This window comes from Komagataeibacter oboediens (assembly GCF_003207815.1).
Taxonomy (GTDB): domain Bacteria; phylum Pseudomonadota; class Alphaproteobacteria; order Acetobacterales; family Acetobacteraceae; genus Komagataeibacter; species Komagataeibacter oboediens.
In genome coordinates this window covers 112,881-135,654 of sequence record NZ_NKTX01000005.1, presented here as the reverse complement: position 1 = coordinate 135,654, position 22,774 = coordinate 112,881, and the positions used below count along the sequence as shown (strand labels likewise).

The 22,774-nt window shown below is 63.8% G+C and carries 21 protein-coding genes; 10 read left to right on the top strand and 11 right to left on the bottom strand.

Annotated features, from left to right (window positions below):
* Nucleotide 1: 1 nt before the first annotated feature.
* The 3 genes from CFR80_RS05160 to CFR80_RS05150 all read right to left on the bottom strand — a co-directional run bounded on the left by CFR80_RS05160 (nt 2) and on the right by CFR80_RS05150 (nt 3,031).
* A complete protein-coding gene (locus tag CFR80_RS05160; RefSeq protein WP_029329292.1) occupies nt 2–1,051 on the bottom strand; it encodes an AI-2E family transporter in 1,050 nt (349 codons plus the stop codon).
* 189 nt (nt 1,052–1,240) lie between these two features.
* The gene (locus CFR80_RS05155; RefSeq protein WP_110507132.1) at nt 1,241–1,735 is read right to left on the bottom strand and encodes a GNAT family N-acetyltransferase; all 495 of its coding nucleotides are present in this window, start codon (nt 1,733–1,735) and stop codon (nt 1,241–1,243) included.
* A 21-nt stretch (nt 1,736–1,756) separates the two neighbouring features.
* Nucleotides 1,757–3,031, bottom strand: coding sequence for a restriction endonuclease subunit S (locus CFR80_RS05150; protein WP_232275583.1), 1,275 nt, complete (start codon nt 3,029–3,031; stop codon nt 1,757–1,759).
* A 99-nt stretch (nt 3,032–3,130) separates the two neighbouring features.
* On the opposite strand from CFR80_RS05150, the gene CFR80_RS05145 reads away from it, so the two are divergent.
* On the top strand, nt 3,131–4,492 hold the full coding sequence (locus tag CFR80_RS05145) for an MATE family efflux transporter (protein WP_010513418.1): 1,362 nt from the start codon (nt 3,131–3,133) through the stop codon (nt 4,490–4,492).
* 1 nt (nt 4,493) lies between these two features.
* Here CFR80_RS05145 and CFR80_RS05140 read toward each other — a convergent pair whose 3' ends face one another.
* Nucleotides 4,494–5,000, bottom strand: coding sequence for a hypothetical protein (locus CFR80_RS05140; protein WP_010513419.1), 507 nt, complete (start codon nt 4,998–5,000; stop codon nt 4,494–4,496).
* Between the two features lie 150 nt (nt 5,001–5,150).
* Here CFR80_RS05140 and CFR80_RS05135 point away from each other — a divergent pair, with 150 nt between their 5' ends.
* Entirely contained in the window at nt 5,151–5,474 is a 324-nt protein-coding gene (locus tag CFR80_RS05135; protein ID WP_010513420.1) for a superinfection immunity protein, read from the top strand.
* On the opposite strand, the gene CFR80_RS05130 is transcribed toward CFR80_RS05135, so the two are convergent.
* The 4 genes from CFR80_RS05130 to CFR80_RS05115 form a co-directional block, all read right to left on the bottom strand.
* On the bottom strand, nt 5,471–6,925 hold the full coding sequence (locus tag CFR80_RS05130) for a glycoside hydrolase family 32 protein (RefSeq protein WP_010513421.1): 1,455 nt from the start codon (nt 6,923–6,925) through the stop codon (nt 5,471–5,473). The two genes, CFR80_RS05135 and CFR80_RS05130, sit on opposite strands and share 4 nt — an antisense overlap.
* A gap of 206 nt (nt 6,926–7,131) precedes the next feature.
* Nucleotides 7,132–8,397, bottom strand: a complete 1,266-nt coding sequence (gene serA / locus CFR80_RS05125) for a phosphoglycerate dehydrogenase (RefSeq protein ID WP_010513422.1) — start codon at nt 8,395–8,397, stop codon at nt 7,132–7,134.
* 90 nt (nt 8,398–8,487) lie between these two features.
* Nucleotides 8,488–9,303: an inositol monophosphatase family protein gene (locus CFR80_RS05120; RefSeq protein WP_010513423.1), complete on the bottom strand. Its 816-nt coding sequence runs from the start codon at nt 9,301–9,303 to the stop codon at nt 8,488–8,490.
* Nucleotides 9,303–9,806 (bottom strand): c-type cytochrome, encoded by a 504-nt coding sequence (locus tag CFR80_RS05115; RefSeq protein ID WP_010513424.1) that lies wholly within the window; start codon nt 9,804–9,806, stop codon nt 9,303–9,305. The genes CFR80_RS05120 and CFR80_RS05115 overlap by 1 nt, the downstream gene beginning before the upstream one ends.
* Nucleotides 9,807–9,944: 138 nt before the next feature.
* On the opposite strand from CFR80_RS05115, the gene CFR80_RS05110 reads away from it, so the two are divergent.
* From CFR80_RS05110 to smpB, 4 genes are all read left to right on the top strand, one after another.
* Nucleotides 9,945–10,682: a 3-deoxy-manno-octulosonate cytidylyltransferase gene (locus CFR80_RS05110; protein ID WP_110507131.1), complete on the top strand. Its 738-nt coding sequence runs from the start codon at nt 9,945–9,947 to the stop codon at nt 10,680–10,682.
* Nucleotides 10,679–11,524: a prephenate dehydratase gene (locus CFR80_RS05105; protein WP_010513426.1), complete on the top strand. Its 846-nt coding sequence runs from the start codon at nt 10,679–10,681 to the stop codon at nt 11,522–11,524. The genes CFR80_RS05110 and CFR80_RS05105 overlap by 4 nt, the downstream gene beginning before the upstream one ends.
* 153 nt (nt 11,525–11,677) lie before the next feature.
* Nucleotides 11,678–12,556, top strand: a complete 879-nt coding sequence (gene dapA / locus CFR80_RS05100) for a 4-hydroxy-tetrahydrodipicolinate synthase (protein ID WP_010513427.1) — start codon at nt 11,678–11,680, stop codon at nt 12,554–12,556.
* Nucleotides 12,557–12,560: 4 nt separating this feature from the next.
* On the top strand, nt 12,561–13,055 hold the full coding sequence (gene smpB / locus CFR80_RS05095; protein WP_010513428.1) for an SsrA-binding protein SmpB: 495 nt from the start codon (nt 12,561–12,563) through the stop codon (nt 13,053–13,055).
* A gap of 168 nt (nt 13,056–13,223) precedes the next feature.
* On the opposite strand, the gene CFR80_RS20090 is transcribed toward smpB, so the two are convergent.
* The gene (locus CFR80_RS20090) at nt 13,224–13,907 is read right to left on the bottom strand and encodes a cold-shock protein (protein WP_029329294.1); all 684 of its coding nucleotides are present in this window, start codon (nt 13,905–13,907) and stop codon (nt 13,224–13,226) included.
* A 371-nt stretch (nt 13,908–14,278) separates the two neighbouring features.
* Between CFR80_RS20090 and acuR the strand changes: the two genes are divergently transcribed.
* Nucleotides 14,279–14,998 (top strand): acrylate utilization transcriptional regulator AcuR, encoded by a 720-nt coding sequence (acuR, locus tag CFR80_RS05085; protein ID WP_232275585.1) that lies wholly within the window; start codon nt 14,279–14,281, stop codon nt 14,996–14,998.
* On the opposite strand, the gene recG is transcribed toward acuR, so the two are convergent.
* Complete coding sequence (gene recG, locus CFR80_RS05080; RefSeq protein WP_110507130.1) at nt 14,937–17,084, bottom strand: ATP-dependent DNA helicase RecG; 2,148 nt, start codon at nt 17,082–17,084, stop codon at nt 14,937–14,939. The genes acuR and recG overlap by 62 nt on opposite strands.
* 104 nt (nt 17,085–17,188) lie before the next feature.
* Here recG and CFR80_RS05075 point away from each other — a divergent pair, with 104 nt between their 5' ends.
* The 3 genes from CFR80_RS05075 to CFR80_RS05065 all read left to right on the top strand — a co-directional run bounded on the left by CFR80_RS05075 (nt 17,189) and on the right by CFR80_RS05065 (nt 22,031).
* Nucleotides 17,189–17,500, top strand: a complete 312-nt coding sequence (locus tag CFR80_RS05075; RefSeq protein ID WP_010507900.1) for an FAD assembly factor SdhE — start codon at nt 17,189–17,191, stop codon at nt 17,498–17,500.
* On the top strand, nt 17,497–20,979 hold the full coding sequence (mfd, locus tag CFR80_RS05070) for a transcription-repair coupling factor (protein WP_110507129.1): 3,483 nt from the start codon (nt 17,497–17,499) through the stop codon (nt 20,977–20,979). Before CFR80_RS05075 ends, mfd begins: the two co-directional genes overlap by 4 nt.
* A 158-nt stretch (nt 20,980–21,137) precedes the next feature.
* On the top strand, nt 21,138–22,031 hold the full coding sequence (locus CFR80_RS05065; protein ID WP_110507140.1) for an alpha/beta fold hydrolase: 894 nt from the start codon (nt 21,138–21,140) through the stop codon (nt 22,029–22,031).
* Nucleotides 22,032–22,190: 159 nt separating this feature from the next.
* On the opposite strand, the gene CFR80_RS20130 is transcribed toward CFR80_RS05065, so the two are convergent.
* Nucleotides 22,191–22,535 (bottom strand): hypothetical protein, encoded by a 345-nt coding sequence (locus tag CFR80_RS20130; protein WP_373636458.1) that lies wholly within the window; start codon nt 22,533–22,535, stop codon nt 22,191–22,193.
* Between the last annotated feature and the right edge of the window lie 239 nt (nt 22,536–22,774).

The window sequence follows — 22,774 nt, the reverse complement described above, 5'->3', positions numbered from 1 at the left end:
CCTAACGCGCCTGTTCTTCCGCCGCCGCCGTGCGCCATAGCGACAGGGCGACCGCAATGACCGTCGGCCCCATGAACAGCCCCAGCAGGCCAAACATGTGCAGCCCCCCCAGAATGGCCGTCAGCACCGCAAGGAACGGGATGCTGGTGCTGCCACTGATCAGCTTGGGGCGGACGAAATGGTCCCCCGCGCCATAGGCGATGGTCCCCAACGCCGCCACGATCACGGCCTGCGTCACGCCATTGGCGGCAAAGGTCATGAGCGTGGTGGCGCAGAGCAGGATCGGCCCGCAGAAAGGAATGATGCTGACCACCGCCGTCAGCAGCGTCAGCAGGGCGGGGTGAGGGGTGCCCGCAATGAAATAGCCGATCCCCACCAGCACGCCCTGGCCCAGCCCGACCAGCACCAGCCCCGCGACCGTGCCACGCACGGCGCCTACGGTGTTGCGCATGACGTCACCTGTCCGCTCCCCCAGGAAACGGCGGCCCACGGCACGGATATCGCTTACCAGCGCATGCGATGCGGCAAGGTAGAAATAGACCGACAGGGTAGCGATGACGAAGGTTTCCGTCATGTCCATCACCCGGTGCGGCAGTGCGCGGCCGTCGCCCGTTGCGAACATGCGCGATGCCACGCCGGTCCAGTGCCGCAGTTCCTCCGGGTCGGACAGGTAGCGGCTCCACAACACCGACAGACGCGGGCCGATACGCGGGATGTCCGCCACCTGTGGCGAGACAGGGATACCATCATGCAACGCCCCTCGCCCCCATGCCAGAAGGGATGGCAGGTCCATGCCCGCCCGCACCACCATGGCAATCATGGGCACGGCCAGCAGCGCGAAGATCCCCGCCGCGATCAGACCCGCGGCCATACGGTTGCCCATGCCCCGCCCGACCAGCCGGCGGTACAGCGGATAGGTCGTGATGCTCAGGATACCGCCCCAGACAAAGGCAAACAGGAAGGACTGTTCGATCCACGAGGAAAACAGCACGACCGCGCATACAAATATAAAGGTCCCGATATACTGGGTCCGGCTCCGGTTTTCATCCATATGGTATGATCTATTCCTGATGTGATGATGATGCATCGTATATGTCAGACACTGTAACATAACCCGCGCGGCACGGGACCGCGCGTTTTCCTGCGCCCGTGCATATTCATGATCGATGCCGCGCCAGGCATGCGCATGGACGGCGCGCCACACGCTATCGCGCCCGGTTTAACAACTGCTGAACATATATCAGCGCGCCTGCGCGCCCGACAGCAGCCTGCGCATGAAATAACGTGGAAAGAAAGGCGCCGGGCCATCAAGCTGACCGAACACCTCAAACCCCACCTTTTCATAAAAAACCCGCGCCTGAAACGCATAGGTATCAAGCCACATATGGGTGCAGCCCCGCTGGCGGGCTTCGTGTTCGGCCATCGACACCAGCCTGCGTCCCATCCCGCGCCCGCGCAGGCGGGGGGCCACGGCCAGCATGTTGATATGCATTTCCCCCCAGCGGGACTGCGCCACCAGACCGCCCCGGATGTCCCCCGTCACGCGATCGCGGATCACGATGACAAGGTCATGGCAGTCAATGTATCCCACCACGCCGCATGTGAAATCACGCAGTATGGACAGCACCGCGTCCTCATCCGCCCGTGTCGGACGCGGCAGGACGGCAATTTCCACATCCATTCCCGAACCGGGGGATCCGGGCGCGCGGGCGCGACATTCGTCCGTTGTACTCATTCCCACCCCATTCCACTGCCTTTACGTCGCCTGTCCGTTGACATGGGCCTGCCGCAGGGCAGGACGATATTCACACAGCACGGCGCGCAACCGTTCGCGGGCATACGCCCGGCGGGCCTGCCGGTCCAGCATCTCCCACACTTCCTGCGCGACCGCGCGCTGGCGGGGCAGAGGGGGCAGGCATAGTTCAAGCGAAGCAAGGGTCCGGGTATCCACTTCGGGAAAGACGCTTCCGCCCGCACGGCGCCGCAGTTCCGGAGCCGCCACATGCAGCAGCAGGGCAAGAAAACGCAGGTCCACATCCGCCGCGCGCGGCACAAGCGCCTTGCACCCCTGGCTTACGGATACAGGTGACGCTGTCATGCCCACCCGCCCCACCGGGGCACGGGTGGAGACAACCAGCGCGCCCGCTTCCGCCACCGCGGCACGGCAGGCAGCCAACCCCATGGCAGACAGGCTCCGCGCGCCATGATCCACCCATGCAGGCGGCCCGGCAGGCAGGTCGGCAGGCGTCAGCCATGCCACGTCATGTCCCCAGCAGGCCGCGTTGCCCGTAGCGGGCGTGCCCCCGCCCACGATGTCAAACACGCTGCCCAAGGGCCGGATGGTCCCGCCGGCCGGCACGGGGCCGGGCCATGCCGCGCCAGAGGGCAGGAGCGCATGATGGGTGGCCGCCTGCGTGTATTCACTGGCCGTCATCGCCTGCACATCCAGTTCACGCAACTGTCGGTCGATCCGGTCCAGATGATGGTCCAGCGCCTGGGCAATGGCACGCTGGTGCTGCAATGGCGGACAGGGTACCGGCAGGCTGTTCATCCGTGCGCGGGTCAGCTTGGGGCGGGTTGTGCCGTCCACATACGCGGCATAGGACAGGGTATTGAGCGCATGCGCCAGGAAACGCCCATCCACCCCTATCCGCGGACGTAGCACATGCACATGATTGCCCGCCCATAACGGGCCATCATGGAAAAACGCGACATCACGCACGGAATCGAAAAAGGGAGCGCTATCCTCGCCCAGCAGCACAAGCGGCCCATCAAACAGCGCCCGGTCCACATATCCCGCAACACCACTGGCGCCATGATAGGGCACGGGGCCCGGACAACGTGCCCGCTGCGCGCGATTGAGCGGTACGCGGCCTGCATCCAGACAGTCCACCAGTGCCCCAAGGGGAGCTGTGGGCCAGCACGATGCATGCATATGCCCCGCAAATCCGCCACCACGCGCCTGCCGCATGCCGTCTGCCGATCCGTCCATGCGGTACGGGTGACGTGGAAAGCATGATGTGTCAATCATGATCCCCATATGCTGGCGGCATGCGATGGAATGATATAAACCCCCCACAGATACCGTACGGCAGACATAACCATGCCGCATGGCTGACAGTAGGATTGCATGACGCGTTCACCACACGCATTCGGGACGGAATTCCGCTCCATTCTTGCCATCGCGGGACCGATGGGCCTGTCACAGTTTGTCCAGATGCTGATGGGCGCGACCGATGACGTACTGCTGGGGGGGCTGGGCGCATCGGCGCTGGCGATCGGGGGACTGGCGACAAGCACGTTCTTCACGCTCAATGCCATCCTTGCCGCCATGATCGAGGCGGGCGGCATCCTGCTTTCACAGGCGCGTGGGCGGCAGGACCACGCCAGCCTGGGCACCATCATGACATCCATGCTGGCGGTGGCGCTGGCCCTGTGCCTGCCCGAACTGTTCTGCCTGTGGCATGTTGACCGGCTACTGGCATGGATGAACGAGCCCGAGGCCATCCGCGCGCCCGTCGTCCATTTCGTCCATATCCTGATGTGGGCCGTGCCGCCCGCCCTGCTGGGGCAGGGGATCGTGACCACGGCGCTGCCGGTCATGGGGGCGCAGGGCATCCTCATGCGCGTCATGCCGTGCATCACGGTGGTCAACGGGGTGCTGAACGCAACCCTGATCCATGGCTGGTTCGGGCTGCCTGCGCTGGGGCTATATGGATCGGCCATCGCTACGGTCACGACATTATGGTGCATGCCGTTCATCATGCTGGCCTTCGTGGCGCGCAGGCCGGACCTGCGCACCATGCTGCGTCCCCGCGCGCATGAATGGGGACATACGCTTGCGCTGCTGCGCACCGGGCTGCCGATGCTGGCAGCCGCCATGGCGGAGGTCTCACTGTTCCAGGCCAACAGCCTTGAGGCCGCACGCCTTGGCAACAGCGCGCTGGCAGCATTCCAGATCATGCTGGGAATAGGGGTCCAGTGCTTCGTGGTGTACATGGCGCTGGGGCAGGCATGTAACATCCGTGTCGGCTACTGGACCGGGCGGGGCGACCCGGCCATGATGCGGCGTGCGGCATGGGCAGCCATGCTGCTGGGCATTGCGGTGGCGGCCGTCATGACACTGGGAATGGCGCTGGGGCGACATGCCATCATTAGCCTCTACCTGAACATGTCGCTGCCCGAAAACACACAGGCGGTCAGCATGGCGCTGGGCCTTCTGCTGGTCGGGGCGGCATTCCAGATTCCAGATGCGGTGCAGGTCATCACCACCGGCATCCTGCGCGGGCAGGGTGATACCGCAGTGCCGATGGTACTGGCTGTTATCGGGTACTGGGGCATTGGTTTCCCCAGCGGGGTCTACCTTGCCTTCCGCCATGGCATGGGGCCATCGGGGCTGTGGTGCGGCAACGGGATCGGCCTGGTGGCGGTATTCATGATGCAGGGCACGCGTATCGTGTGGCGCATGCGCCCGCGCGCCGCGCGGGGATAGGCTACAGGCGCTTGTGCATTTCCTCACGGATGGAATTGCACTTCTTGGTAAACACGCCCGCCTGCGACGCGGTCATGAAGTTTATCAGGAAGGCACCCAGCAGCGAGCAGAAGGACAGGATGATCAGTACCCGTCCCATCAGCGATATGATTCCGCCGTAATGCTCGGCCGAGTACCATAACAGCCCGAGGCTGAGCACCGCACCGAACACGCCCAGCACGCCGGTGGACCGGATGAGGGATTCCTCCTCCCGGATGAAGGTGGAGGATTCCTGCCATAACAGGAACAGCTTGCGATCCATTTCCTGCACGGCGGCAGCATATTCCTCCGCGTCATCGGGGTGCTGGTGGTCTGTGCCGCTGCGGTGCAGTTCCAGTTCCTGCCGGGCCTTGGCAAAGACGCGCCTGCGCTCCTTTATGGCGGGCAGGCTGATATCGACGAAACTGAGGATGGCGACATTCAATCCGGCTGACAGCTGGATCACCGCCTGGAAATCACCCCAGATCACAGGTTGTCCCCATCGGGGCACACATGACTGCGCACTGTAAAAAAAACCCTGACAAGTTGGATCCGACCGACATGTTCATGCTGCACGCCGGTGCCCAGCGCGCGATATGATGTGGCGGCACGCCTGTATTTAGGGTTAGCATGAAGTGCTATGAATATCCATGTTCCCTCCACTTACGAGGTCTACCGTGGCTGGCAGTCCATACAGGGCACGGGGCTGGAAATCGGCACGGCTGTCCTTCTGGTACTGGCCTTCGGACTGGCGGGAAGCATGGTGCTGTTCCTGCTGCCAACGTTCATTGCATGTCGCCGCGGTGTGCATAACGCGGCGGTGGTGGCAGTGGTGAACTGCGCTACGGGCATGACCGGGATCGGCTGGGTAATTGCGCTGCTCATGGCCTGCGTGATGGAAACCGACATACAGCGCCACACCCGCCTGAAGCGGCACGACCAGACCTTCCTTGGCGCCCCCTAGCCGCCTGTCGGTTCCGGGTCCGCCGTCAGTCGGTCGGGGGAAATAGGGGTCATGCGCCGCGCCTGTATGGATGCGCTTTCGAACGTACCCTGCATTTTCAGCACGAATGGTCCCGCCGCGTCACCATAGGCGCGGGTGCTCAGGCCGATCCCGCTGGATGCGAAGATTTCGATAACCGATGCATCAACCAGAATATCAAGGGTGCTGTGATCAGCCAGGGGCAGGGGAGCCGCATCCCCATTGGCGATCAGTTCACGCCCGGGCCGGTAGGGATCGTAATCCAGATCAAGGAAGGCATCCCGACCACCAAAAATGATCCGTCCCGGCGCCTGCCCGGAAAAAGATACGCGGATACGGGCATTCGGTCCGTCCGTATGCCCCGGTTCATGCCCGGCACCCTGCATGAAGACCGGCCCTTCCAGCATTGCAATTGCCGGATGGGGGGCCACCCGCGCAAGACCGTCCTCACCGATGGTCATGACGCGGGGCAGGGACGTCACCCCGTTCCAGCCTGCCTGCATGGCCGTCTTGGCCCGTCCCGGTTTTTCGGGGATCCAGCCCCACACCACGCGGCGGCCGTCCGCATCCAGCATGGTCCGCGCGGCATAGAACAACCCGTAGCCCAGCGGCGCAACATGGCGGACGTGAAACCTGTCCTGCCCGAACGTGCCAACGGCTGCGTAAACGGTATCACCCAGCGAATAGACAAGAACCTGAGAAGCCTCCAGCGCGAAAAAGTCCGGACACTCCATCGCATCATCATATCCGCCAGCAATGTGGGTCGGCCCATACAGGATCCTGCGATAGGTCCATGTCAGCAGGTCGGGGCTGTCATACAGCAGCACGACACCACCTGGCCCCATGGGGGAAGCATGGACATTCGCCCCCAGCACCATGCACCACCGCGTCCCGTCTTTCCACACCATCGGATCGCGGAAGCCTTCCACCTGCAGTCCTTCGGGCGGGGTCGCGATCACGGGTTCGGGGTGGCGCGTCCAGTGCATCATGTCCAGATCGGACGTAGCCATGCACTGCACGGATGGCTCGATCCCGGTATAGAACGCCACCGCCCGTGCACCATCGATCACCACGCAGCCACTGAACACGCCCTGCGCATCGGGGCCGCCGGGCTGAGGCGAGAGTGCGGCAGGCAGGTTGCGCCAGTGCACAAGGTCCGTACTGACCGCATGCCCCCAGTGAATATCGCCAAACGCGGCCTTGTCCGGCCCCCACTGATAAAACATGTGATAACGCCCCCGTACCCAGACGGGCCCACAGGGATCATTCATCCAGCCATAGGGAGCAATAAGGTGATATTGCGGTCGCAATGGATCGGCGGCAAGCACCGATGCCAGAGGCAGACGAACCGGCCGCGCCGTTGCCACGCGCCCGCCTGCCCATGGCAGCATGGCGACACCACCCAGAACGGACCGTCGGGAAATGACAGGCATTGCACCCCCAATATATAACGATACCGTTATTATTGAGGCAGCGGGCGGATGTGACAAGACCACTGGTGACATCAGCCGCCAGACACTTTGTCCATAAAATAAAGGGGCGCGCCCAATGGCATGCCCCCTTATCGGTCGTTCAGGGTGATGCCGCTTTAAATAAAGGCGGCACCCAAAAACTTTTACAATTTTATCAATATTTTATTTTACTGCTGCTTGTACAGCAGCCGGGCGCGCAGGGTGCCCTTCAGTTCACGCAGGCGGTCAAGGATACGGTTGTCCTTTTCCACGTCGCGGCCGGTGTCGGCCTCGACAACAACATAACCCAGTTCACCCGCCGTCTGCAGGTACTGCGCGGTGATGTTGCAGGCTTCGGAGGAGAATATCTCGTTGATCTGCAGCATGATGCCCGGCACGTTTTTATGCACATGCATGAAGCGTGTCCCGTGCGGGTTTTCCGGCAGCTGCACGGTGGGGAAGTTGACCGCCCCCAGCGTGGAACCAACATCGGAATATTCCACCAGCTTGCGCGCCACTTCCACGCCAATACGTTCCTGCGCTTCCGCCGTGGAACCGCCGATATGCGGGGTCAGGATCACGTTGTCCAGACCACGCAGCGGGGTCTGGAATTCCTCGCCCGCCGCCTTCGGTTCCTTGGGGAACACGTCAATCGCGGCACCCAGCAGGTGGCCGTCCTTCAGCGCAGCGGCCAGCGCATCCAGATCCACCACGTTGCCGCGCGCGTTGTTGATCAGGAACGACCCTTTCTTCATCGCGCGGATCTGGGCTTCACCGATCATGCCGGCCGTTTCCGGCGTCTGGGGCACATGCAGGCTGACCACGTCGCTCTGCGCCAGCAGGGTTTCCAGCGTATCGACCGGCGTTGCATTGCCATGCACCAGCTTGTCGATCACGTCGTAATAGAACACGCGCATGCCGAAGGCTTCGGCCAGGACGGACAGCTGCGAACCGATGGAGCCATACCCCACGATCCCCAGCGTCTTGCCACGCACTTCCCAGCTGTTGGTGGCGGACTTTTTCCAGATCCCGGCGTTGCATTCCTCCGACTTGGGGAAGATGCGGCGCATCAGCATCACGATTTCGCCCATGACCAGTTCGGCGACCGAACGCGTGTTGCTGTACGGCGCGTTAAAGACCGGAATACCGGCCTCACGCGCAGCGTTCAGGTCCACCTGATTGGTACCGATGCAGAAACAGCCAATCGCGATCAGGCGGTCGGCCTTTTCGATCACCTCACGCGTCAGCTGCGTGCGTGAACGGATCCCGACAATATGCACGCCTTCCAGCGCCTTCTGCAGGGCATCGCCCTCCAGCGCCGTTTTCAGGCGGGTTACGTTTTCGTATCCATTTTCCTTCAGCAGCCTGACGGCACTGTCATGGATGCCTTCAAGCAGCAGGATGCGTATCTTGTCCTTGGGCAGGGAAAGATGTCCGTTGGATTGGCTGGTCATGTCGCGTGCTCCCGCTTCTGTACGGTCAAGGTGGGTCGTCCCTATCCGATTGCCCGTGCCCCCGCTAGGGGGAAAGATCATTTAGCGCCGTTACTTTATGGCAATGCCACGCGACAGCAGCCCCGTCACACGGGGCAGCAGGGCGCCGTCCCCTACCGCCAGAACCGTGCCATCGCCATCCGCGCGAAGCGGCTGACCCGACCAGTCTGTCATGCGGCCGCCGGCCCCTTCCACCACCGGCACCAGCGCTGCCCAGTCCCATATCTTCATGGTACATTCGGCAATAATGTCGATCTGCCCCAGCGCCAGCAGGCCATAGGCATAACAGTCACCCCCCCAGCTTGTCCGCCTGACGGCGGCGGCCAGTACGTCAAAGCCGGGCCGGTGGGGCGCATCAAGGATCTCGGGCGCGGTGCATGACAGTTCTGCATGTCCCACATCGGCGCATGCGCGCGTGGCAGGCGTGCCGGGCAGGGCAGACATGTACCGCGTGGTTTCACCACGCAGTCCGATCCACCGTTCCCCCGTCACGGGCTGGTCAATCACGCCAAGCACCGGAACATTGTCGTGCAGCAGGGCAATCAGCGTGCCAAAGGTCGGACGCCCGGTCAGGAAGGCCCGCGTGCCGTCCACCGGATCCACCACCCAGCGATACGGGCTTTCGCCGCGTTCCAGCCCGAATTCCTCCCCCATCACGCCAAAACCGGGCAGGCGTTCGGACAGTACGGCCCGAATCGCGCGTTCCGCCGTGCGGTCGGCTATGGTGACGGGGCTGGCATCGCTTTTTTCATCCGCGCGGACACCCCGGCGGAAAAAGGGCAGCACCACGGCGCGCGCCACGTCGGCGGCGGCCATCGCCGCCTCCAGCACCGCATCGCGCGGGAAGGCAGCGGGCAGGGCGGTCATTACCGCGGCTCCGGCTTGAGGGAGTTGAGGTAGGCGATCAGGTCCGCACGCTCGGTTTCCGATTCAATGCCCGGGAACGACATCTTGGTGCCCGGCGCATAATCAGCGGGGGATTTCAGCCAGGTGGACAGGGTGGTGTTGTTCCATGTCTCGTCCTTGTGGGTCTTCAGCGCATCCGAGAACTCATACCCCGGAATATCACCCACATGCGTGCCAACCACACCAAACAGGGCCGGGCCGATAATGGAAGGCCCCTGTGGCGCAAGGCTGTGGCACATCGCGCACTGCCGGTCGGCAATGGCATGCCCCTTTTCCACGCTGGCCCTGGCGACCAGATCATCGATCGACGCACCCGCCGGGGCTGCGGGATGCGGGATGGCCACGCCGGGCTTCGCAGGCACCGGTTCGGGCACGGCGGTATGGGCAACACCCCAGCTGGCACCCACCGCCAGCGCTGCGAAGAGGCAGGCTGCCCCGATCTGGTTTAGGCGTACACTGTCCATGAAATCGGGCGTCCTTCCCATACGGTTGCATGAAAACCGCTCCTTACCTAGACTGCTGCGCGCCCTGTGTGAAGCACGCACGGCAGCGGACGGCCCCCGCCGCCGCCACAGATTACGGATGGCCCAGACCCAGATCCCATGAACCCCATTGTCCTGATTCCGGCCCGGATGGCCTCGACCCGGCTGCCGGGCAAACCGCTTGCCGACATTGCCGGCCGTCCCATGATCGTCCATGTGCTTGACCGCGCGCGTGCAGCCGATATCGGCCCCGTGGCCGTGGCCACGGCAGACCGTGACATCGCCGATGTGGTGGAACGCGCTGGCGGCACGGCGGTCCTGACCGACCCGGCGCTTCCCTCGGGGTCCGACCGCATATGGCAGGCCCTGCAGCAACTGGACCCGCAGGGACTGCATGACACGGTCATAAACCTGCAGGGCGACCTGCCGGGGGTAGACCCACAGAACCTGCGTGACGTGCTGCGCCCGCTGGCGGATGCGCAAACCGACATCGCAACCCTTGTCGCCCCCGTGCGCGATGGGGCGGAAGCCGCCGCGCAATCCGTGGTCAAGGTCGCCTGCACTTTCGCACCAGATGCACAGGTGGCGCGCGCGCTGTATTTTTCCCGCCTGCCCATTCCATGGGGGGACGGGCCGCTATGGCACCATATCGGCATATACGCCTACCGCCGCGCGGCACTGGCCTGCTTTGTCAGTCTGCCGGAAAGCGGTCTGGAAAAACGTGAAAAGCTTGAACAGCTCCGCGCGCTGGAAGCGGGCCTGACCATGGGGTGTGCGCGGATCACTACCGCACCTTTTGGCGTTGATACACCCGCAGACCTTGAACGCGCGCGGGCGACACTGGAGAACATGGCATGAGCGGCGAACGCATCATCGCCTTTCAGGGACGGCCGGGCGCCTATTCGGATCTGGCCTGCCGGCAGGCGCGGCCTGGCTGGACCACGCTGCCATGCCAGACCTTTGCCCAGACCATTGCCGCCGTACATGACGGGCAGGCCGAACTGGCCATGCTGGCATGTGAAAACAGCCTGGCGGGACGTGTGCCCGACATTCATGCGCTGCTGCCCGAAGCGGGACTGTTTATCGTCGGAGAACATTTCCAGCGCGTGGAACACTGCCTGCTGGGCATAGCCGGCAGCACGCTGGCGGATGCGCGGCGGGTGCATACCCATCCCGTGGCCATGGCGCAGGTTCGGGGCGTCATTGGTGAACTGGGGCTGGACCCGGTGGTGGAATTCGATACCGCGGGCGCTGCCGAAATGGTGCGCAAATGGGGCCGCAAGGAAGATGTGGCCGTGGCGTCGTCGCTTGCTGCAGAGCTCAATGGCCTTGAAATCCTGCGTCGCAATGTGGAGGACGCCGCCCATAATACCACGCGCTTCTACATCGCCTCGCGCAGGCCCGACACGCTGCCACCGGCCGGGCCGGGCTTCATGACGACGCTGCTGTTCCGCGTCAACAACCAGCCGGGCGCACTGTACAAGGCGCTGGGCGGCCTGGCCACGGCAGGCGTGAACATGACACGGCTGGAAAGCTACATGCTGGAAGGATCGTTTTCGGCCACGCAGTTCCTCATGGACGTGGAAGGCCACCCCGAGGCCCCCCCGCTGGCCCGCGCGCTGGATGAACTTTCGTTCTTTTCGGAACAGCAGGAGATCCTGGGCGTCTATCCCGCATCGCCCTTCCGGCATACACCCTGACGGGACTGGACATGGCGGGCATGTTTTGCCCGCCGTGCCATTGTCTATATAACGGTCCGGTCTGCCCCATGCCCGGGACAGGCCACAGGAAACAACGCGCCGGACCCACCGGCACACGCATAGCCACGACACAGGATCCAGGTGGAAACAACCATGTTCAAGGGTTCCATTACCGCCCTTATTACCCCCATGAACGAGGACGGATCGCTGGATCTGCCCTCCATGGGCCGATTCATCGACTGGCAGGTCCAGCAGGGCGCATCCGCCCTGGTTCCGGTCGGCACAACGGGCGAAAGCCCGACCCTGACGCATGATGAACATGCCAAGGTGGTGGAATTCACCATAAAATCCGTGGCGGGGCGCGTGCCCGTCATTGCAGGCGCAGGGTCCAACAGCACGGCGGAAGCCGTCGCCATGGCCCAGCAGGCCCAGCAGGCCGGGGCATCGGGCGTGCTGGTGGTAACGCCTTACTACAACAAACCGACGCAGGAAGGGGTATACCGCCACTTCATGGCCGTGGCGGATGCCATCAGCATTCCGCTTATCCTGTATAATATTCCCGGCCGCTCGGTCATCGACATTTCGGTGGAGACCATGGCGCGTCTGGCGCAACACCCCAATATCATTGGCGTGAAGGATTCCACTGCCAACCTGCTGCGTCCGCTGCTGGTGCGCCGGGCGGTGAAAAAGCCGTTCAACCAGATTTCGGGCGAGGACGGCACCGCCGTTTCCTTCCTGGCCGCCGGTGGCGACGGCTGCATCAGCGTGACCGCCAATGTGGCGCCCGCCCTATGCGCACAGGTGCAGCAGAGCTGGAACGACGGCCATGTGATGGACGCGATGGAACTGCAGGACCGGCTGCTGCCGCTGCATGACGCACTGTTCTGCGAAAGCAACCCTGTCCCGGTCAAGTTCGCCGCAAGCGTTCTGGGCCTGATGGGGGAGACATGCCGTCTGCCACTCGCCCCGTTGAGCGATGCCAGCAGGCAGAAGGTCAAGGATGCCCTCTCCGCCGTCGGGCTGCTGGATTAACCCCATGGCAGCCAGGAACAAGGGCAGCGGCATGATCTCGACCGGGATCGCAGCCCAGAACCGCAAGGGCCGTTTCAACTATACCATTGTGGAAACGGTGGAAGCGGGGATTGTGCTCAAGGGCCCCGAGGTCAAAAGCCTGCGCATGGGCCGCGCCACCATCAACGAAGCCTACGCCGGTGAACGAAATGGAGAGATATGGCTGATCAACAGCTATATTCCCGAATATCAGGGCGGTGTGCTGTCGCGGTTTGAACCACGTGCGCCACGCAAGCTGCTTCTGCACAAAAAACAGGTGGACAAGCTGCTGGGGGAAGTCGCCCGCAGTGGCGTGACCCTTGTGCCGCTGGACATCCATTTCAACAGCCGTGGCCTGGCCAAGCTGACGCTGGGCGTGGGCGAGGGACGCAAGAAAGCCGACAAGCGACAGGCCATAGCTGATCGCGACTGGCAGCGTGACAAGGCCCGCCTGATCCGTAACAAGGGCGGCGATTACTGATCCGTCCCCACGCGCTTCGGGCTTGCCTGTCGTTGGCCGGCACGCCCACCCAGACAGGACCACATAATAAAAAACAGGGCCGCCCCAGCCGGGATGGCCCTGTTTTCATTCTATCCGTTTACCATTCCCACACCCGCCATGTGGCGGGATGGGACAGGGCAGGGAGGATCAGTCCACCGACAGCGCTGCTGCTTCGGGGCCTTTCTGGCCTTCGACAACCTGCACGTTCGCCGTCTGGCCTTCCGTCAGGCCGGACAGGCCCGAGCGTTCCAGCGCGGAAGCATGGACGAAAATGTCCTTGCCACCGTTTTCCGGCGTAATGAAGCCGAAGCCCTTGGTCGCGTTGTACCACTTGACCGTGCCGCGCATATCCTGCGCATGCGACAGGTCAGGGGCAGGACGACCGGAGCGCGAGAAGCCACCGCGCGCGCCAGGCGCTGCGCCAAAGCCGCCGCTGCGGGGGCGTTCGGGCTGCGCCGTGCTTTCGTCGACGGACAGCACGCCTGCGACCTGGCGGCCCTTGGGACCCTGACCGATCTGCACCACCAGCGTGGTACCCGGCGCAACTGTCGCATGCCCGGTGGGGTTCAGGGCATTGGCGTGCAGGAACACGTCACCCGACCCGTCCGACAGCTCGACAAAGCCGAAGCCCTTTTCGCTGTTGAACCACTTTACAGTGGCGCTGATTTCCGGGCCGGATGCGACGATCTGGGGACCACCACCTCCACCACCAAAGGAACGGCGCGGCGGCGGAGCGCCGCGATCACCAAATGAAGGCGACGACATGAAATCATCGTCAAACCCGCCGCGGCGCGGGGAGCGGGAGCTGCGGTCGGTCCTGTTACTTCTCAACGGTCGTAATCCCGAGGTCTAGGTGGTGGCTGCCCTGTGGGGCATCACCGAATGAAAGCACGTTTGCAGAATAGAGACTGCCTGTATGTCGTTGACCGTTGTTTAGACGGCGCGGCTCAGGAAAACATCCTCTGTCCTACGGTGATCCTAGCATAAATCGCATCGGCATCAACAACACCAAAGCATATTCCCGCCGTTGGTTTCCACACGAATTTTCATCTGTGAACGGTTTGTGAGGGGCAGGGATGCAAAAAGTCGTGAAAAAGATGCGGATTAAATTCAGGAATTATTCTTGATTTCCATTCGCATTCGCACATTATCGGCACCAACACCCTGATTCATATGCCCCCATACAGGTAAGAAAACGATCCATGTCCAATACATCCCCCCCACGTCGAGGTCGTGGCCGCCCGCCCAAAATCGCCCGTGCGCCCGAAGGCACGCGGGCCATGCTGGTACGGGCGGGCGTCGGACTGCTGACGGAAAAAGGATTTTCTTCCACATGCGTGGATGACGTGCTGAACGCCACCGGAATCTCCAAGGGGTCGTTCTACTACTGCTTCAGCAGTAAGGAAGATTTCGGGCACGTGCTGATTGACAGCTATGCCACGTATTTCAACACCAAGCTGGACCTGTGGCTGAAGGACGCTGCAGCGCCGCCGCTGCAGCGCCTGCTCAACTTCATGCACGACGCCCGCGCGGGCATGATCCGCTACAATTTCCGCCGTGGCTGCCTGATTGGCAACCTGGGGCAGGAAATCGACACGCTGCCCGATTCGTTTCGCAACATGCTCCTGACGATTCTGGAGGGATGGGAACAGCGCGTGACCGACTGCCTGCTGGCGGCATGTGGCCCGCATCCCTCCACCACGCAGAAACAGGCCTGCACCCGGCTGTCGCGTTATTTCTGGATCGGGTGGGAAGGCGCGGTGCTGCGCGCCCGTATGGAACAGACGCCAGAGGCGCTGGACCTGTACGCCACCTTCTACCTTGCGCAGGCCGCAGTCGAACTGGGGATCAGGCCGCCCGCTATCCCGCGCGTATCGCCCGCACCGCCTGTGCCCGCGAAAACAGTTCAAGCAGCAACCTGATGGCGGGCAGCCGCGCACGCAGCGCGGGCGGGGCGTCTGCCGGCGGGGTATCGACAATCCGCCGTGCATCCTGCGCTGCCAGCCGCAGCAGCATGTCCACATGCAGCGGACTGGCCAGCCGCAGGTCCGGCAGTCCGGACTGACGCCGCCCCGTCAGATCCCCGCCGCCGCGCAGGCGGAAATCCTCATCGGCGATCAGGAACCCGTCCTCCGTCTCACGCAGCAGGGCCAGCCTGCGCCGCGCGGTCTGTCCCAGTGCGGTGTCATGCAGCAGAAGACAGTAGGATTCCGCCTGCCCACGCCCCACGCGCCCGCGCAACTGGTGCAGTTGCGCCAGGCCAAAACGTTCGGCGTGCTCGATGACCATGACCGTCGCATCGGGTATGTCCACGCCAACCTCGATCACGGTCGTCGCCACAAGGATACGGGTCTTTCCCGCCGCGAAATCGGCAATGGCCTGTTCGCGCACGGCAATGTCCTGCTGTCCGTGCGCCAGCCCCACGGCCCCCTCGCCAAAATGGGCGCACAGGGCGGCGTGGCGGGCCTCGGCGGCGGCGATGTCGCTCGTCTCGCTCTCGCTCACCAGCGGGCAGACCCAGAATATACGTGCCCCACGCGCCAGCGCGCGCTCCAGCCCCGCCAGCAGGTCCTCCATGGAAGACAGCGCATGCAGCGACGTGCGCACCGGCTTGCGCCCCGCGGGCTTCACATCCAGCCGGCTGACCAGCATGTCCCCCCACTGCGTCAGCAGCAGGCTGCGCGGGATGGGGGTGGCCGTCATGACCAGCACATCCGTGCGCGGGCCTTTTTCCCCCAGCATCGCGCGCTGCTCCACGCCAAAACGGTGCTGTTCATCAATGACCGCCAGCGCAAGGTCATGGAACACCACGCTGTCCTGAAACAGCGCATGGGTGCCGATCACCAGCCGCGCCGTGCCATCGGCGATCATGGCCAGCGCCTCACGCCGGGCCTTGCCCTTCACGCTGCCGCTAAGGAACGCGACCGGCACGGGGGACAGTCTGCGGAAAGTGGCCAGATGCTGGCGGGCCAGTATTTCGGTCGGCGCCATCAGGGCCGCCTGGTGGCCCGCTTCCACTGCCGCCAGCATGGCCAGCAGTGCAACCAGCGTCTTGCCCGCGCCCACATCCCCCTGCAGCAGACGCGTCATCTGCCGGGGGGCAGCAAGGTCGGCATCGATTTCCGCCAGCGTGCGGATCTGCGCCGTAGTGGGTTCATGGCCGAAGCGCGACAGGGCAATGCGACGCAGGCTGCCATCACCCACCACCGCGCGCCCCGGCCGCAGCCGGTTCAGCCTGCGCGCGTGCGCCATGGATACCTGCTGCGCCAGCAGGTCATCACAGGCAAGGCGGGCACGGGCACGTTCGGACGCGGCCACCAGCGCGTCACCTTCCAGCAGGTCGGGCATGTCACACGGGCGGTGCAGCGTGCGCAGCGCCGCCTCGAACCCCGGCCACCTGCGCTGTTTCAGCACACTGGCGTCCTGCCATTCGGGCAGGGGGGGAAAGACATCGAACGCCGCCCGCACGGCAGCACGCACCTGACTGGAGAACAGCCCCGCCGTCAGCGGCCATACCGGGTCCAGCAGCGGGATTTCAGCCATACGGGCGGCAGGCACCACGTAATCGGGGTGGGCCATGTTCAGCCGGTCGCCAAAGCGTTCCAGCGTGCCCGACACGCATATCTCCTGTCCCGCTTCCAGCCTGCGGACCTGATGGGGGGAAAAGAACACCAGGTCCGCATCCGCCGTGCCGTCGGTCACGACAACCCGCCACGGCCGCTTGCCCCGACCACCGCCGGGTGCGGGCGGCACAACGCGCGTAATCGTGACATGCAGGGTACACACGCGTCCCGGCCCGGCCTGCCGCAGGGTGGGGCGATACCGCCGGTCCACCGCCGATTCCGGCAGGTGGAACAGAAGGTCGATCACCCGGCCGCCACCCGCCACGCGCGCCAGAAGCCTGGCGGTGGCGGGCTTCACGCCCTTCAGCGTCTCCACGCCCGCAAGCAGCGGGGCAAGAAGGGAATTGACGGACGGGGAGGCGGTATCGGACACGCGGTGGTTCATCCTGCGGGGTGGCATGCTTGTCATGCGGGCTGACAGATGCCCGCGTGACGGCTATAGGACACCTGCGTTACGGAACAAAACACAACCATCATGGGTGGAACGCAATGGAAGCCAGAACGCCTGATCTCTCGCGCCTCGATACACGACGGCGCAAGATATATTACCGCGCCACACATCGCGGCACACACGAAACCGACGTGTTGATCGGGGGCTTTGTCGCCCCCCGGCTGGAAGGCATGACCGAAGCCCAGCTTGATGCGCTGGAAGCGGTGATGGACCTGCCGGATGCCGACCTTGCGGACTGGCTGAGCGGCCGTCGCCCGGTGCCGGACGAACTCAATACCCCCATGATGAAGGAAATCATGGCCGATGCCACCGATCCCGCGCGGCTTGCTGCGATCCGGGGCGGAAAATGAACGATACGGCAGGTTTCTCACTCGCACCCGGCGCACCGCTTCCCGTATGGGGCGTGCCGGATGGGTATGACGCTTTCCTGCTGGCGCGCAGGGTAGGGGAACATGACGGCCCCGTGCTGCATGTCTGCCGCGATGATGCCTCCATGGCGCGCATCGCGGACCTGCTGGCCTTCATTGCACCCAAGGCGGAAATCCTGCGTTTTCCGGGTTGGGACTGCCTGCCGTATGACCGTGTTTCCCCCAATCCCGCCATCGTGGCGGAACGGGTGGCAACGCTGACCCGTCTGCTGGAAAAGACCACGGCGCCCCGCATCGTGCTGACCACGGTGATGGGCATCGTGCAGCGTGTCGCACCACGCGCCGCCTTTGCCGGGCAGTCGATGACCATCAAGACGGGTGAAAGCCTTGATGCGCCGTTCCTGATGGAACTGCTGATCGCGCATGGCTACAACCGTACCGACACGGTGATGGACCAGGGCGAGTTCGCGACCCGTGGCGGCATTTTTGACATTTTCCCCGCAGGCGACAGCGAACCCGTGCGCCTTGACCTGTTTGGTGACGAGGTGGAGAACATCCGCCGCTTTGACCCCGGCACCCAGCGCTCGACCGCGAAGATCGACAGCCTGACCATGCGTCCGGTGGCGGATTTCAGCCTTGATCCCGCCAGCATCTCACGCTTCCGCACCGGCTGGCGCGACCTGTTTGGCCCGGCCGCGGCCAATGACCCGCTGTACCAGCACATATCGGACGGCAGGCGGCACGCGGGAATGGAGCACTGGCTACCCCTGTTCCACGAACAGATGGAAACGCTGGTGGACTACCTGCCCGGCGTGTCCATATCGCTGGCCAACCAGGCGGAAGAGGTGCTGGTCACCCGGCTGGAAATGATCGCGGACCATTATGACGCCCGCAGACAGCCGACGCGGGAAGGCGAAGTACCATACCGCCCGCTGCCGCCGCACCTCATGTATCTCGACCGCAAGGGCTGGGATGCAATGATTGCGGGCCACAAGGCCGTGGTGTTCATGCCCTTCGCCCAGCCCGATGGCGCGCCCGGCATGGACGCGGGCGGCAGGCCGGGACAGATGTTCGCCAAAACCGTGACCGACGGACGTGAAAACGTCTTTCCCATGCTGCATGCGAAGGTGGAGGAATGGTCCCAGACGGGCAGGCGCGCCTATGTCACGGCCTGGAGCCGGGGATCGTGCGAGCGGATTGGCGTGCTGCTGCGTGAATACCGCCTGCCGGTCCAGACATTCGCCACATGGAAAGACGCGCAGAAGCTGAAGCCCGACACCGTGGGCCTGCTGACACTGGGGCTGGAACGCGGTTTCGTGGCCGATAACGTGGCCTTCGTATCCGAGCAGGACCTGCTGGGTGAGCGGATTTCCCGCCCGCCGCGCCGGCGCAAGAAGGCGGACCAGTTCATCTCCGAAGCCTCCGAAATTGCCGAAGGCGACCTGATCGTCCATCAGGATTACGGCATCGGCCGTTATGACGGACTGGAGACGATCGGGGTGGGCACGGCCCCCCATGACTGCCTGCGCCTGATCTATGACGGCAATGAAAAGCTGTTCCTGCCGGTGGAGAATATCGAACTGCTCAGCCGCTTCGGCTCGGATCAGGCCCATGTGGCGCTGGACAGGCTGGGTGGCGTGTCGTGGCAGTCGCGCAAGGCAAAGATGAAACAGCGCATCCGCGACATGGCGGGTGAACTGATCCGCACGGCCGCCGCGCGCGCCCTGCGCGAGGCCCCGGCCATTACGCCCGAAGACGGGCTGTGGGACGAGTTCTGTGCCCGCTTCCCCTTTGTCGAGACCGAGGACCAGTCCCGCGCCATTGCCGACGTGCTGGATGACATGGCGTCGGGCAGGCCGATGGACCGGCTGGTCTGTGGCGACGTGGGTTTTGGCAAGACCGAAGTTGCGCTGCGGGCCGCCTTTGTTGCCGCCATGTCAGGTGCGCAGGTGGCGGTTGTGGTGCCGACCACGCTGCTGGCACGCCAGCATTACCGCACGTTCTCCGCCCGCTTCGCCGGGCTGCCGGTCAAGGTGGCGCAGCTTTCACGCATGGTCACGGGCAAGGAAGCCACCGCCGTGCGCAAGGGGCTGGCTGATGACACGGTCAATATCGTGATCGGCACGCACGCGCTACTGGCCAAGACAGTGAAATTCGCCGATCTCGGCCTGCTGATCGTCGATGAGGAACAGCATTTCGGCGTGGCGCATAAGGAAAAGCTAAAGGCGCTGCGTGAGGACGTGCATGTGCTGACACTCTCCGCAACGCCGCTGCCGCGCACACTGCAGCTGGCGCTTACCGGCGTGCGGGAAATGAGCCTGATCGCCACTCCGCCCACCGACCGGCTGGCGGTGCGCACCTTCATCATGCCGTTCGACAGCGTGGTGATCCGCGAGGCGATCCAGCGCGAACGCTTCCGTGGTGGGCAGGTCTTCTGCGTCGTGCCGCGTATCGAGGATCTGGACCGCATGGCCGCGCGCCTGCATGAAATCGTGCCCGATGCCCGGCTGGTACAGGCCCATGGCCGCCTGACACCAACCGAGCTGGAACGGGTGATGACCGAGTTCAGTGACGGGAAATATGACATCCTGCTGTCCACCAACATTGTGGAGAGCGGTCTGGACATGCCAGCAGTCAACACGCTGATCATTCACCGCGCCGATATGTTCGGTCTGGGTCAGCTGTACCAGCTGCGCGGGCGCGTGGGACGTGGCAAGCAGCGCGGCTATGCCTATCTTACGTGGCCCCAGACGCATGTGCTGTCGGCGGCAGCGCAGAAACGGCTGGAAGTCATGCAGACGCTGGATACGCTGGGGGCAGGTTTCACGCTGGCATCCCACGACCTTGACCTGCGCGGTGCGGGCAACCTGCTGGGCGATGAACAGTCGGGCCATATCCGCGAGGTGGGGATCGAGCTGTACCAGCAGATGCTGGAAGACGCGGTGGCCGACCTGCGCACGGAAAAAGGGCGGCGCAGGCTGCAGGACCGTGACTGGACGCCCAACATCATCCTTGGCCTGCCGGTGCTGATCCCCGATACCTATGTCACCGACCTGCCGGTCCGCCTTGGCCTGTACCGCCGCATCGCGGCGCTGGCCAATGATGCGGAAGTCGAGGCGATGGAAGCCGAACTGGTAGACCGCTTCGGCACGCTGCCAGATGAGGTGCGCAACCTGCTGGATGTCGTCACCCTGAAGCGCATGTGCCGCGAGGCCGGAGTGGAACGGCTGGAGGCCGGGCCGAAAGGTATGGTTATCCAGTTCCGTGGCAATACCTTCGCCAACCCGGCAGGGCTGGTGGCATGGATTGCGAAGCAGAAGGAAGCCAATGTCCGCCTGCGGCCCGACCACAAGCTGGCGACCATACGCGAAATGACCAACGTCCAGCGCATCACGCAGGCACGCAAGGTGCTGACGGCGCTGGTCCGGCTGGCGCAGGAGGAAACAACCATCCCGGCATAGGCCGGGATGCCGCCTGAACGCGCGGGGCAGGGCGGTCGCCATGTCATTCCCGTTCCGGTATGATTTTGGTGGGCGGCCTGCGTCCGATCCCCTATTTTCCTGACGGGTAAGGCCATGGCCACGGCACGTCCGTGGTGCAGGAAAAAGGATGGAATGATATGATCCCCAAAACGATCCGCTGCCTGACGGCAGCCCTTGCGCTGGCCTGCGGCACGATATGCACCGTGCCACACGCGCAGGCAGCTGATGTCATGCAGACCGTCCAGGTACATGGGCAGACGATCCGCTTTATCGAAGCGGGACACGGACCTGACCTGGTTCTGGTGCATGGTCTGGGCAGCAATGCCCGTTTCGACTGGGGCAAGGTCATTCCTGAACTGGCCCGGCATTACCATGTTCTGGCCATGGACCAGCTTGGCTTCGGGCAGTCGGCCAAGCCCATGATCGCCTACGGGGTGCAGACATGGGTGGATATGCTTGATGGCTTCCTGAAAGCCCGCCACGTCACGCATTTCATGCTCGCCGGTGAATCGCTGGGTGGCTGGATTGCGGGTCTGTATGCCGTCGAGGCGGAAAACAATCCCGCCATGCTCCGCCCCGAAAAGCTGGTGCTGACCGATGCGGCCGGCCACCGGAGTCTATTCAGCAAGGGCACACCGCCCTTCAGCCATGCCCTGTCCATCGAAGGCACGCGCACCGGACTGGGCACGCTGTTCCACAACCATGCCCTGATTACCGACGCGGTGGTGGAAAACGCTTTCGAAACCCGTCTTGCCGAAGGCACGCAGTACACACAGGACAGCCTGCTTCATAACATCAATGACCCGGCGACCTTCCTCGATGAACAGATGACACGCATCACCATCCCCACGCTTGTGGTCTGGGGACAGGACGACCAGATCGTACCGCTGGCTGATGGTCAGGATTTCGCAGCACGCATACCGGGCGCAAAGCTGGCTGTAATCCCTGCATGCGGGCATGGACCAGCGATTGAACAGCCCCAGCAGTACCTGCAGGCGGTCGGACCCTTCCTTGCGGCGCCACATGGGTGAAACAGTCTGTATGCAGGAGTCCCGGAAGGCGTTTTTTCAAAGAGATGGCGCGTCCGGAAGCTTTTTGAAAAAAGCTTTACCAAAAAGATCCCTCAGTCGCGCACCCGCCTGCCGCGTCCCGGCCACAGAACGGGAGCGACACGCTGTGCGGACAGGGATCTAGCGGATGGGAAGGGGAATATGATTGACGGTCATGACCCCGCCCTCCCAGCTGACATCCCACGACGTGCCGCCCGACGGCGCTTTATGCCCGAACAGCTTGGCCAGGATCAGCGCGGCGCTGGCCCGCGTCTGACCCGCATTGCGCAGGGTCTCGATCACGGCATCAAGGTTCTGCACCTGTATGTGTCCAGTGGCGGATGACGCGTCGGTATTGCCTGTCAGGTTGGCATCGCCATTGCCGGTAATCTGCATGGCGCCGCGCTGCGCGGTCAGGGACGCCACATGCAGGGGCACGCGCACGTTTTCGGGCGGATGGCCGGTAATGGCGGCAGCCAGCGGCACCAGTGACTCCCCGGGTACGGATGCATTGGCCGCTGCCTGCTGCGGCAGGGCACTGGCCAGCAGCGTGTTATGCGTGCCGGTAATGCCAATGCCCTGCGTATCCAGCGTCAGCGTGGCCGGGGCGCTACCGCTTGCGGCACCCGCCAGATGCAGGTGCGCGCGACGGAAGGACAGTTTTGTCTGACCACTGGTCAGCAGGCCGCCCTGCCATGTCAGGTCATAACTGTGGCCCGCACGCA